This is a genomic window from Synechococcus sp. Cu2B8-bc1011 (assembly GCF_047302735.1).
GTDB lineage: Bacteria > Cyanobacteriota > Cyanobacteriia > PCC-6307 > Cyanobiaceae > Synechococcus_C.
Map to the genome: position 1 here is coordinate 1,885,759 of NZ_CP138915.1, position 11,883 is coordinate 1,897,641.

Here is an 11,883-nt window from a genome sequence, read left to right on the forward strand (position 1 = left end):
ACCTGGTTTGATGATCTGGGGTAGAGCGCTCAACAACCGCGATCGACAACCGGAAGTGATGGATCAACCGGGCCTCGATCCCAGAGAGCATGCAAAAGCGTTAAAGGGTTTGAGACGCATCAATACGATCAGTCGCTGCTCTGCTGGCCTGTATCGGCCCATCGAGTCTCTAGCGATCACTCAGCCAGCCACACCGCTTCGTGTTCTCGAACTTGCCTGTGGAGGCGGTGATACAGCCATCGACCTTGCCCTGATGGCCAAGCGAAAGGGTTTGGGACTCGAGATTCATGCCTGTGATCTCAACCCTGAGGCCGTCGAGATTGCTAAGACCAATGCAAGAACAAGAAAGGCTGAAATCACTGTCTTTACTGCTGATGCTTTGGCAAAGCCAGCGGACCCGATCACTTTTGATGTGGTGTATTGCACGCTGTTCGCGCATCACCTAGATGAGATTGACGTGGTTCGCCTCTTAGAAGTGATGGCACTACGATCTCGAAAACTCATTCTCGTGGATGACTTAATTCGTAGTCGACTTGGGTTTGCATTGGCCTGGATTGGCACCCGACTCTTAAGTCGTTCCTGGGTGGTTCATACCGATGGTCCACTGTCTGTACGGGGAGCTTTTCAACCCGATGAAATGATGGGCATCGCCAAGCGAGCAGGTCTGAAAGGTGCGCAGATCAAACGCTCATGGCCAGAGCGATACCTGTTGAGCTGGACACGGTATTGAGATGCAAACGTTGTGGGATGTCTTGATTATTGGAGGAGGCCCAGCCGGAGGTCTTGCAGCTTTGGATTGTGCGAAACATGGATTGCGCGTTTTGCTCGTTGAACAACGGTTATTTCCGCGCTGGAAGGTCTGTGGATGCTGCTTCAACAATCAGGCTCAAGCGATTCTGAACTCGCGAGGTCAGAACAACTTGATTGTGGATAGCGGTGGACAGGCACTAAGAAGCTTGCGCCTTGGTCTGCGTGAACGGGAAACAACGTTAGCCCTACCCAACGGGTATGCCCTGTCCCGTGAACGATTCGATCAAGCCCTGATCCATGCTGCAATCCAAGCTGGAGCAACAGCTCGCTTTCACGTTACGGCCCAAGTTGAAGCCGTATCCCCTGAGTACAGACGTGTGCGCCTAAAAGATCATCAAAGTGGAGCTACCAGCCATGCCAAAGCGCGCGTTGTGCTGGTGGCAGCTGGTCTGACCCAACGCTGCCTTCCCAAACATGAAGCAGGACTAAGCGACATTCACCAGCAATCAAGACATGGTGCTGGATGCGTCGTGTTTGATGACAGCCATCACTACCCGGTAGGAGCCATTCATATGGCTATTGGTGATAGGGGCTACGTGGGATTGGTTCGAAGGGAGGACGGATTGCTCAACCTGGCAGGAGCCTTTGATCGTGAGGCGCTATCCCAAGGAAAAGGAGCCATTGATGCTGCTCAACACGTATTAAATCAGGCAGGATTTCCGGTACCTGAAGCAGTTCAACAAGGCCAACGCTGGCAACGCACTGCAGCGCTGAGCCGGAGCACGGGTGTGGTGGCAGGTGAACGCTTTCTAGTGATGGGCGATGCCGCGGGATATGTCGAACCCTTCACCGGTGAAGGAATGGCCTGGGCGCTAACAGCGGGTGCTGCTGCTACACCGTTCGTTCTGAAAGGAGTGGAACGATGGACTGAGGATTTGGAAACGCACTGGAAGAGCACGCTTCAGCTGACGATCGGCAGGCGTCAAATGGTCTGTCGGGCCCTGTCTTCGGTGTTAAAACGCCCAAGGCCCACAGCTTTGTTATTTGAGCTCGTGAATCGATGGCCCGCCGTGGCTGAACAGATCATCTCCAGCCTGAACGAGGCCAAGCTGCCATCGCCCAAAGGTGAGCCATGCCTTTGAGTGTTCGTGGGCTCGGTACCGCAATACCCGAGCAAACCGTCAATCAAACAGAATCAACAACACTGTCTCAATGGGTCAGTGCCGACAGTGAAAAACAAGCGTCGCTCGTACGACGCATTCAAAGGCGCTCGCAAGTCCAAACCAGAGGCAGTGTTTTATTAACTGGTGATGCAAAGCAGGCAATTCATCAACGCTTGCCGTTTTACGGGGATGAGAGCCCCAGCACGGCAACACGGATGGAAGCGTATCGACTGCATGCCACGTCATTGGCGCTGAAAGCAAGCAAACAGGCACTAGCAGAGTCGAAAATCTCTGCTCATACCATCACGCATCTGATCACAATCAGTTGTACAGGTTTTCATGCTCCTGGTGTTGATTGTGATCTGATTGATCAACTTCACTTACCACTAAATACACAACGCACGCATGTGGGATTTATGGGATGTCATGCGGCATTAAATGGTTTACGCGTTGCTCATGCTTTTATAGAAGCAGATCCCAAAGCTGTTGTTCTGCTTTGTGCTGTTGAACTATGCAGTCTGCATTTGCAATACGGCTGGAATCCTGAGCAGGTCGTGGCCAATACTTTGTTTGCAGATGGTGCTGCTGCAGCGGTCGCGACGTATTCTGAGAGGGTCACCCATGAGCCAAGTTCAAGCGGATTGTGTCTACAGGCCTCCGGGTCCACAGTGATTCCAGAGACCAGAGAATTAATGCATTGGCAGATTGGAAATCAAGGTTTCTCGATGGGCTTATCCCCTAAAGTTCCTGAAGCAATTGCCAACACATTGCAACCATGGCTATGTGAATGGCTGGATGCCCGTGGCACAGATCTCAAGAACATTCAACATTGGGCCATTCATCCAGGAGGTCCAAGAATTCTTCAAGCATGCGCTGAAGCCTTATCACTGAGTGAAGACCAAGTAGCTGTTTCAAGACATGTCCTGAGTCACTACGGAAACATGTCGTCTGCAACCATTTTGTTTGTTCTTAAGCATATGCGCCAGCACCATTGTCATGGACCCTGTGTTGCACTTGCCTTCGGGCCCGGGTTATGTGCAGAAGTTGCTTTGATATCCCTATAGGTGCAATCCACTATCGATGAGTTGCTAGTTTTAACGATCAAGATTTCAAAGGAAGCCAGCACTTATGATCAAGAGAGTACCGGTGGGATCGAGATGAAACGAGTTTATTTAGGGGTTTTAATGGCACTATTTTTTGCCATTCTCTCTCTACCTGTGAATGCTCAGCAAGCCGCAACCATCATTGAGCAACCATTGAGTCCGTCAACTCGCCCCAAGATTGCCATTTATCGATCTGAAAGTTGTGGGTGCTGCACGAAATGGGGTGAGTACATAGAAGCTGAAGGCTTCCCAATCCAAGACAAGGTGGTGAAGGATATGGATTCTTTCAAACAAGCCAACGGCATCACGCCAGAGCTGGCGTCTTGCCACACTGCAGTTGTGGAGGGATACGTTGTGGAGGGGCATGTTCCTGCAGCATCCATCAACAAAATGTTGGACGAACGTCCAGACATCAGAGGTCTCACAGCTCCAGGAATGCCCATGGGATCTCCTGGGATGGAAACTGCAGGGATCAAAGCTGAAGCATTTGATGTCCTTGCCATCGCGAACGATGGAACGACCACAATCTATGATCACATCAGGCCTATGTGAACGCCTCTCTGCTGATTTGTGAAACACTAAGCTTCACGAATAGCAAGGTTGCGCATCAGCAGACCCCAAACACTGGGTTACCCGCTGATGGCGACTCATGCTCGCCAACACGGCCGGCCGATGGCGTAGGCGCATCACCTAGTAGCGGATGTCTGCACCTTCAAATTTGAGTTTGGCATCGATGTCGCTATGGGGCGTCATGTCATCCAGAGGGAGGATCGCAGTGCCAAAGCGCTCAAACTTGCACTGTTCCCAAGGGAGGGCGGTCAGTATCGCTACTGTCATGACGCGGTGATCACTGGATATACGCCTTAGCTCATCACAACTAATATGAAAGAATTACATCCAACAAGTGGTCAGAGAAGCACTCCTATCATCAGAGCTGTAGCGATACCAACATGCTGAATCAGCATATTGAATAAGAACTGGATGAAGGGGTGTCACGAAGAAGAATCTGTACTGTCATGAAATAAGAAAATTTGAAGGATCTCATGGCAGAATCACTCCAAGCATTGACCCTAAAAAGCGTGGACAGGCATCAAAATCCAAGCCGTGAGCTCAAAGCTTGTCCATCCATGTGAATTGTCAGACATTCCGAACAAAATAAATCTGAAATATCCAGGCAATGCCCGGGTTGATGCACTAAAAAGAAGACATCTGATCGCTTCCAAGTGTCCACAAAGCAAGAGGCTCATACAATTATCAAGGGCTGCCTTGAGACCAACAATGCTTGGGTTGAAACCTTTAATGAACTCGGTTGCGTGCTGGCATTCGACATTGACCCGATGCTTGAAGGGACCGTTACAGTGGACTTCATCGTTAAAGATCTCTGGGACAAAGGCATAAAGGCCACTCAAGATGAAGTGGTTAAAAGTATTTGCAGCTATGCGATTGAAAATAATTATGTTTGGTCTGTTGAAACTATTTTTGACAACTACGACTATACAGCTAAAACCCTCGAGAATCTTGGTGAAGACAGCAAAGCCCTGTTGACTGATATGGCCGATGATTCGGACAATGAAGCCTTTAAAGCCATGGCAAAAGGTGGCTAATGGATGAACCACGGCCTGCTAGAAGATTTGAGCCACTATCAATTAAAATTAAAGCCGACAACCATTAACAAATTTAATTTAACCCGCCAATGACTAGAGCTGAATAAACGATAACCAAGATTTACCATCGCCCTACAGAAAAACCAGTGTTGGCTTTCGTAAAATTTCACAGGCCACATTGACAACATGCAACGTCTCCTACAACTCATTCAGCGACTGACAGGAAAAAAGCAGAAGCCCCCGCTTCACACACCTGAAGAGTTGGAGTGCTTCAAAAGGGATGCCATCGAGAATCGGGGCAAACACTACTGATGCAAGGCGCATTTGAGTTAGGGCTGATTGCCATCCTTGTTCTCGGACTTCAAGTTTGCTGGGTCAGCACAGTGCTTTTGAATCGACAACGAAGCCCATACGCTCCAATGCACTCCATAACAAGCGCAATGCTCTGGAGAGGATCTTTGGAACATGCTGATCACTCCAACACGTCCATCATTAAGTCCCTGCTTTGATCACACCTGGATCAGATCAATTCCCCTAGAAGTAGAGAAGACTTGACCGGCACAGACGGAGCGCCTCCCGAGCCGAATTCAACGATGCCTTGTTGGGTGCGATCAAACCTTCTGGAACCACAAGTGCGTCATTAGGATCAAGGTGCACCCGACCAGAGAACCAAGATCCACCCCCAGGAACCGATGCGCGGCAAACCTGATTCTGTTCACTATCCAACTTGCGTTCAATCACCCAACCATCCACGCGATCAAGGATCTGAAAACGCTGCGCCAATGCTGCTGTTCCAATCAGAGAAAGCAATAGCAAGGTGTGCTTCATCAGTTCAGTTTGCCAAAGTCAGTCAATCGTGCCCGTTCTACTCAGTGACTAGAAGTTGAGTTGATATACAAGTTTGACACCCAGTCGAGAGGTTAATGCAACCTTGAGAGAATCTATTCGTGATCGATAGATCAATGCCTGGAGGTCATTGCATGAAGAGCAACACGGTTGATCTTACCCACAGAATTCAGAGGAAGAGAGGGAAGGACCTGCAGAACTTCAGGAGCCTTGTAGCCAACCCGCTCACGGGCAAAAGAAATCAGCTCTGGAACTGAAGGGGCATCAAATCCAGATTTGAAAGACACATAAGCGTGCACATTTTGTCCATGCACGGAATCTTCAATTCCGATCACTCCTGCCTGGTCTACGGCGGGGTGCTCCATCAAAGCTTCCTCTACATCTTGGGGACAAATATTGGATCCGTCGTGAACGATGATTTGTTTTCTGCGACCGCAAAACCAGAAATAGCCATCATCATCAAGACGCATGGCGTCACCGGTGTTAAACCACCCCTCCTGCAAGGACTCCGCTGTAGCAGAAGGATTATTCCAATATCCGACCGTCAAAGTGGGGGACTTCACCCAGAGAACACCTTCCTCGCCAAAACTCAGCTCTCGTCCGTCGGATGAGCGGATGCAGCCTTCAAAACCAGGACACATTTGTCCTACAGAACCAAGCCGATTTTCACCTTCAATCGGGGAGAGGCTTGCAAAGCCAATCTCACTCATGCCATAGCACTCATCAATACGCTGTCCGGTGGCATTCTCAAACTCAACATGCAACTGATGATTCACTTTGTCTCCACCACTGATGCAAAGGCGAACCGATGAAAAATCACTGCGTTGTAGACGTTCATCGCGCACAAGGCTGAACAACGTGACAGGTAAGGCCATCAAGACCTGCGGGTGGTGCTGCCGAAGCAACATTTCCAGGGATGTACAGCTGAGATTGTTAGGCACCAGAACAGAGGCCCCACGGCACAGTGCAGACAAAGAAAACGTTGATGAGGCGATATGGGATAGAGAACCGCCAGCAAGAAATTGCTCACCAGGCTTTAAGGCGGTGGCATCGAGCAGAGAAGAAAACATCCAGCCCAAGCTTTGCCGTGTATGAGTGACACCCTTCGGTTTCCCTGTGCTTCCTGAAGTGAAGAATAAAAAGCAAGGTTGATCAGATTTATGCTCTGTTTGGGATAGCGCAAGCTCTCCAAAGTCTTGGCTCAGCTCGGAGGTGAATCCATCGTCATTCGCCGTGATGCAGCCAAGATCGCAGACACTTGAAACATTGCTGGCATCAACATCAGTCTGACGTTCGCAGTGATGCAACAGGCATCTGGCAGCGCTGACCTCAAGAGCATGGTTGATTTCGGGAACGGTATAGCGATAGTTCAGTGGCGTTAACACAAGCCCACAGCGCAAGCCAGCTAAATAATGAATCAACACCTCCAAACTATTAGGCATGAGTGAGGCAATTCGGTCGCCAGGGCGAAGACCGATGCTCAGGTAATGCTTCGCAAGTGCATTGCACGACTGTTCAAGTTCAGCCCAACTCATGCTGCCGTTTAGATCATGCAGAGCCACTGCGCCTGGATCTCGGCTCAAAGCTGATCGGAGCGGATCGTTCAGTTCGACTGGTTTAGCAAGGAATCGACCGGAAACCTGCAAGGCAACAACTCAATTTCTTCCTTTGATAGCACGCATCAAGCGATCGAATTCTGTAATGACCTGCCTGCAAAGCCACATTCAGAACACACTGGAAGAGTCCACCTCTGCCATCCAAAATCTGTGACAGGGAATCCGCTTCAACCCCTCCAACAGTTGGCTCCCTACATCGTGGGTCGTGTTCGGCGTGGAGTTGTCGGCAGCAGTCGCTACGCCTGCAAGCTACGTGAAGCGATCCGCAACGCAGCCTCAGATTCCGAGCGCAGGCCTGTTCTGATCTCCGGGGAGCCTGGCTTGGAAAAGGACAATATCGCGTCCTTGATTCATTTTGGATCGCCAGACCGAAAGCAATTAATGCTTCGGCTTGATGGAGCTCTTCTTAAACCCGATGGCAGCGACATTTTCGGTTCTTCGGGAGATCCATCCAAGGCTTCGCTACTCCAACAACTGGGGCATGGATCGCTACTAATCGATCAACTGGAACGGGTGCCAGAACAGCTCAAATCTCGCCTGTTGGAGTTAGCAGAAGGAAAGGTTGATAGCCAAGTCCGTCTGATCTTCACATCAGAAACACTCAGTCCTGGCTTTGATCGTTGCTGCACAGTAATCCGCGTTCCTCCCCTGCGTGTAAGGCGTCAGGATCTCGGAGAATGGCTGCGTTACGGAGTTCGGCAACGTAGTTCCATCTTGGGCTGGGCTCAAGCTCCTCTGGTTCCCGAGGCGGTGGTGAAACAGTTGCAGGCTTACGACTTCCCCAACAATCTGCGCGAGCTCGAAACGCTGATACAGCAGGCTCTCCAACAAATGGAACAGGAGGGCCAAGCCGCCCCTCACGTGATACCTGAAGTGGTGTTTTGGACGCCTCAAAGACAACAGCTCTATCGCTTCGACATTTGGCGTTGGAAACCAAAGCTACGTGAGTTGATGCGCTCCCCATCGCTATGGAATGGATTGCTGTTTGGAGTTGTGAGCTGGTTGTTTGTGTTGGTGAACCTGTGGTTATGGCTCGGACCACAAGACCGGGCCCATAACGGTGCTCTCAATCTTTTCTGGGGCTGGTGGTGGCCTCTCATTCTTTTGAGTTATCCATTCGTGGGTCGACTGTGGTGTTCCTTCTGCCCTTTCATGGTCTGGGGAGAGATTGTTCAACGCTGCGCTCGTCGACTTGGCTGGCAACCCAATCGCTGGCCTCGAAGTCAAAGCGACACTTGGGCCTCACCCATGCTCGCAGCTGGATTTGCTGTGATCTTGATCTGGGAAGAGGTGTGGAACCTACAAAACACAGCTTGGTTGAGCAGCTGCCTCTTGCTTGTGATTACAACAGGCGCAGTAGTCAGTTCACTGCTGTTTGAGAAACGGTTTTGGTGTCGTTACCTCTGTCCGGTCGGTGGAATGAATGGGTTATTTGCCAAACTTTCCGTCTTGGAACTGCGAGCGAAAGCGGGAACATGTAGCGGCAGCTGCAGCAGTTATGCCTGTTTCAAAGGAGGACCCTCGGAAGGGGAAGGATTGGCCACAGAGGGCTGCCCGCTAGGAACGCACCCCGCCCATCTTCAAGACAACCGTAATTGCGTGCTCTGTCTCACCTGCGCTCAGGCCTGCCCACACCAATCCGTACAAATTTCTGTGCGACCCCCTGCCGCAGACATTCAGCGCTCCATGGAAGTTCCAAGTGGCGAACCCGCTCTCATCTTGGTTTTAGCAGGAGATATTTGCTTACAAAACTGGCATCAACTTTGGGGCTGGTGGACTCAAGCTCCGCTGACTCTGGCGGAAGGTCCATTGCTGCCAAGGCTTGGGATCGCAGTCATGACTCTGGCTTTTCCTGCAAGCATCTTCGCAATCGCTCGTTTTCTGCTGAAAAAGGAACGACTCCAACGCACGCTCTATGGATTGCTGCCTTTGCTTTGGGCCGTCATGCTGGCTCAATATCTACCTTTAGGTATGAGCGAGGGTGGAGCTTTCTTACCGGTGAGCTTCTCTCCTCTTGATCTGTCTTGGCAGGAAGCGCTGCCTGTCTGGAGAGCTGATTCCCATGTGATTGGTTTCTGCCAAAGCGGAGCTGTAGGTCTGGGTTTGTTGTGGAGTGTGGTGCTGCTCAGGCGTCAGCTGGCTACCCATCGCTCGGCTTGGATAGTCGCTTCCGCTTGGGTCTCCGTGCTTGCAGTAGGTGGACGATGGCTTGTCGACAGCTAACTCATAGGTGATGAGAAGAAGATCACGTCCTTACCCTCCTGACCGTCAACCAAATCCAAGCTTCGACGGTCCTGATCCACCTGACGCACTAAGAAATTCAATGTGATCGCTGGCTGGGTCATAAAGGGTGTAATTCGCCCCGGAGCCGATACCGATCACACTGCGTTTTGGAACGGTGTGTTCCTGTGAAGCTTCGCCTGCAGGATCAATCACCTTTGACTGAATTTGACCACCTGTGAGCTGAAGTCGGAATTGCCGACCACTGCGAGCGGTAAACAAACGATTCACATCCAGACGGGTGAGGCGATCCAAAAGGATCAGGGGTGACGTTGTCTCAAGCAAACAATCACCCACATCAGCTGAACTTCCGTGGATCAAACCGCAATCCAGTTCAACGAAGCCAAACTGTAGTGAAGCCAACCAATTGAGATGATCCTGGCTTACCGCCGCACGCAGTTTCTCAAAGGTCGTTGGATCGTGATCGCCGTCTAAAGCCTCTGGTTTCTGATCGCCTCGGTAACCATGTCCAGCAAGAAGCTGCTCTTCCCACCAGCCATAGATGCAATTGGGTTGGAAATCTCCACGCTTGGGTTGGCGTAACCGGGTTAGCAAGGCATTGCAGTTGCGATCTGGACTGACCATGTCACCCAGCACAAAAAGATGCGCTATCCCGTTCTTTCGTTTCAAGTCGGATTGGATTTGTTCATAGAGATCGAGATCTCCACAAAGTCCAGAAACCAGGGCCCAACGTTCCATCAGCGCTCACACACGTGGCTGGCATCTTCCGCACGTTCGGCGTATTCGAATCCATGGCTCAGTCGCCATGCGAACACCTCTGGCAAACCCGCATCCAAAATGGCTCTGCAGGTTTTTGCCACGTCATAGTTCACCTCGCGGATACTCACCTCACCCGTTCTGTCGTCATGGATGACATAGGTGGCATTTGTGTTGCCGTGTCTAGGTTCACCAACCGAGCCAGCATTCACGATGCGGCGCAACGGCAGGGTCATCTCCTGTTCATTAGATGGCTGCACCCCTCGCTGTTGAACGCTGACACGAATGGATCCACCAGTGAGTACGCGGACATAAGGCTGATGGGTATGACCACAGAACAGGGTTTCGGCTCCTGCCGTTTCCACCCGTTCTAGTGCTGCAAAAGCATTCATGTCTGGCAACAGATATTCGTGTTGACTGTTGGGACTACCGTGCACAAACAGCAACTTGTCCTTACGCAACGTCAATGGAAGTTCAGCAAGAAATGCCTTGTTGTCCTCCGTTAAACGGCTCGCCGTCCAATGATGGGCGTGATGCCCTCGGCGCTCTGCAAGCTGTGACGGGTAGCTGCATTCGCAAGAATTAAGGCCATCGACAATGTCCTCATCCCAACAGCCTTGGCATGTGGGTATGGAGCGCTGTCGCAGCAGATCCACCACCTCATTGGGCTGGGGGCCATAGCCCACAAGGTCGCCCAGGCAAGTAACGGTGTTAATTCCTTGTTGGTCAATGTCATCCAACACGGCTTCAAAAGCGGCGAGATTGGCGTGCAAACAGGAGATCACAGCATGAGCCATCGTTATCAGTTGAGTTGAAGGTCTGGTTGTTGTTGACGCAGTTGGGCCTGTTGCATTTCGAGAACCTCGTCAGCGAGTAGGCAGTCGCTGATCGTGTTCTGGATCCCGACCTGATCGAGAGCCTTGCCCTGAACAACAAGGTGAGAACATCGCGTTGGCCTACCAGTGGGGGGCTCGACAGTCTCAAGAGGGAGGAACTGCGAACCCTCCTGACTCACCATCCAGTTACAGAAAAAAGAACGACCGTCAGGCAAGTTCATCAGGGCCTTAGCGCGATACACATCTCCATAGGCACCATTCACAAGCTCAAACCAAAAACTACTGAGGCTGCTCGGATCCCAAACGCTGTCGCGAAGGTTGAGATGCCAAGCCTCAAGTTGAGTGAAATCCAAAGTGTCTTGCTTAGGCAACTCAGAGTCGCGACCGAAATGCAAGGTCTTATCAGGTTTGAGATTCAAGCGATCCAATTGCTGCTGAATCCGAGGATCGATCCGATCAGAATCCGCGATGGAGGGAAACCTGAACTGCTGAGCCTCAATCAGTGCCAAGCAATCCTCAGAGGGAGGCAGAGGCGAAACACTTGCATTAGAAAGATCTTGCAGCCGCGGAATTTGATCGCTTAACCAATTGCGATCGATCCCCGCGTTGATCCCCGCCTCTAAACCTTCGTGACTACAACCATCAAGTCGCAAATAGGCACACGAACCTTGATGCTTCAGCAGGGTTTCGCGAATCCAATTGGTTTTTCCGCAGCCGGGAGGGCCAACGATCAACCAGGTCTGCGGCATGGCTCAGAACTTAATGACTTCACTTCCTCGGCAGGTCAACACCAGGAAAAGGAATGATTCTCATTATGGTCGATCAAATGCCACTTGTGCCTGTAACAAGTGTTCAGATCCACAACGTTTAGACCACAAAGCTGCCAGATGAGGGGTGTGAAAACACAACCGACGCCCATGAGCAGCTCGGAAACATGCGTTCAAAGTTGAAAAATCCCCGAAAGCTGT

At 51.0% G+C, this 11,883-nt stretch carries 12 protein-coding genes; 6 read left to right on the forward strand and 6 right to left on the reverse strand.

Annotated elements, in window-relative coordinates:
• Window positions 1-10: 10 nt before the first annotated feature.
• The 4 genes from SIC18_RS09760 (at window position 11) to SIC18_RS09775 (ending at window position 3,568) form a co-directional block, all read left to right on the forward strand.
• Entirely contained in the window at window positions 11-730 is a 720-nt protein-coding gene (locus tag SIC18_RS09760) for a class I SAM-dependent methyltransferase (protein ID WP_413429472.1), read from the forward strand.
• A gap of 1 nt (window position 731) precedes the next feature.
• The gene (locus tag SIC18_RS09765) at window positions 732-1,892 is read left to right on the forward strand and encodes an NAD(P)/FAD-dependent oxidoreductase (protein WP_048346539.1); all 1,161 of its coding nucleotides are present in this window, start codon (window positions 732-734) and stop codon (window positions 1,890-1,892) included.
• The gene (locus tag SIC18_RS09770) at window positions 1,883-2,977 is read left to right on the forward strand and encodes a type III polyketide synthase (protein WP_048346540.1); all 1,095 of its coding nucleotides are present in this window, start codon (window positions 1,883-1,885) and stop codon (window positions 2,975-2,977) included. Before SIC18_RS09765 ends, SIC18_RS09770 begins: the two co-directional genes overlap by 10 nt.
• Window positions 2,978-3,292: 315 nt before the next feature.
• Window positions 3,293-3,568, forward strand: a complete 276-nt coding sequence (locus SIC18_RS09775; protein ID WP_413429474.1) for a DUF411 domain-containing protein — start codon at window positions 3,293-3,295, stop codon at window positions 3,566-3,568.
• Window positions 3,569-3,706: 138 nt separating this feature from the next.
• Here SIC18_RS09775 and SIC18_RS09780 read toward each other — a convergent pair whose 3' ends face one another.
• Window positions 3,707-3,853, reverse strand: a complete 147-nt coding sequence (locus SIC18_RS09780; RefSeq protein WP_250395101.1) for a hypothetical protein — start codon at window positions 3,851-3,853, stop codon at window positions 3,707-3,709.
• A gap of 386 nt (window positions 3,854-4,239) precedes the next feature.
• Between SIC18_RS09780 and SIC18_RS09785 the strand changes: the two genes are divergently transcribed.
• Window positions 4,240-4,620 carry a hypothetical protein gene (locus SIC18_RS09785; RefSeq protein WP_048346541.1) on the forward strand — a complete coding sequence of 127 codons (381 nt, stop codon included), beginning with the start codon at window positions 4,240-4,242 and terminating at the stop codon, window positions 4,618-4,620.
• 534 nt (window positions 4,621-5,154) lie between these two features.
• Here the strand turns inward: SIC18_RS09785 and SIC18_RS09790 are convergent.
• Both SIC18_RS09790 and SIC18_RS09795 read right to left on the reverse strand, forming a co-directional pair.
• Window positions 5,155-5,448, reverse strand: a complete 294-nt coding sequence (locus tag SIC18_RS09790) for a hypothetical protein (RefSeq protein WP_048346543.1) — start codon at window positions 5,446-5,448, stop codon at window positions 5,155-5,157.
• A gap of 131 nt (window positions 5,449-5,579) precedes the next feature.
• On the reverse strand, window positions 5,580-7,112 hold the full coding sequence (locus SIC18_RS09795) for a class I adenylate-forming enzyme family protein (protein WP_048346544.1): 1,533 nt from the start codon (window positions 7,110-7,112) through the stop codon (window positions 5,580-5,582).
• 120 nt (window positions 7,113-7,232) lie between these two features.
• Between SIC18_RS09795 and SIC18_RS09800 the strand changes: the two genes are divergently transcribed.
• Window positions 7,233-9,305, forward strand: a complete 2,073-nt coding sequence (locus SIC18_RS09800) for a 4Fe-4S binding protein (RefSeq protein ID WP_048346545.1) — start codon at window positions 7,233-7,235, stop codon at window positions 9,303-9,305.
• Between the two features lie 45 nt (window positions 9,306-9,350).
• Here the strand turns inward: SIC18_RS09800 and SIC18_RS09805 are convergent, their stop codons facing one another.
• The 3 genes from SIC18_RS09805 to SIC18_RS09815 are packed head-to-tail and all read right to left on the reverse strand — an operon-like array spanning window position 9,351 to window position 11,664.
• Window positions 9,351-10,061 (reverse strand): phosphoesterase, encoded by a 711-nt coding sequence (locus SIC18_RS09805; RefSeq protein WP_413429476.1) that lies wholly within the window; start codon window positions 10,059-10,061, stop codon window positions 9,351-9,353.
• Entirely contained in the window at window positions 10,061-10,876 is an 816-nt protein-coding gene (locus SIC18_RS09810; protein WP_413429477.1) for a metallophosphoesterase family protein, read from the reverse strand. Before SIC18_RS09810 ends, SIC18_RS09805 begins: the two co-directional genes overlap by 1 nt.
• Before the next feature lie 5 nt (window positions 10,877-10,881).
• Window positions 10,882-11,664, reverse strand: a complete 783-nt coding sequence (locus SIC18_RS09815) for an ATPase (protein WP_413429479.1) — start codon at window positions 11,662-11,664, stop codon at window positions 10,882-10,884.
• Window positions 11,665-11,883 lie beyond the last annotated feature (219 nt).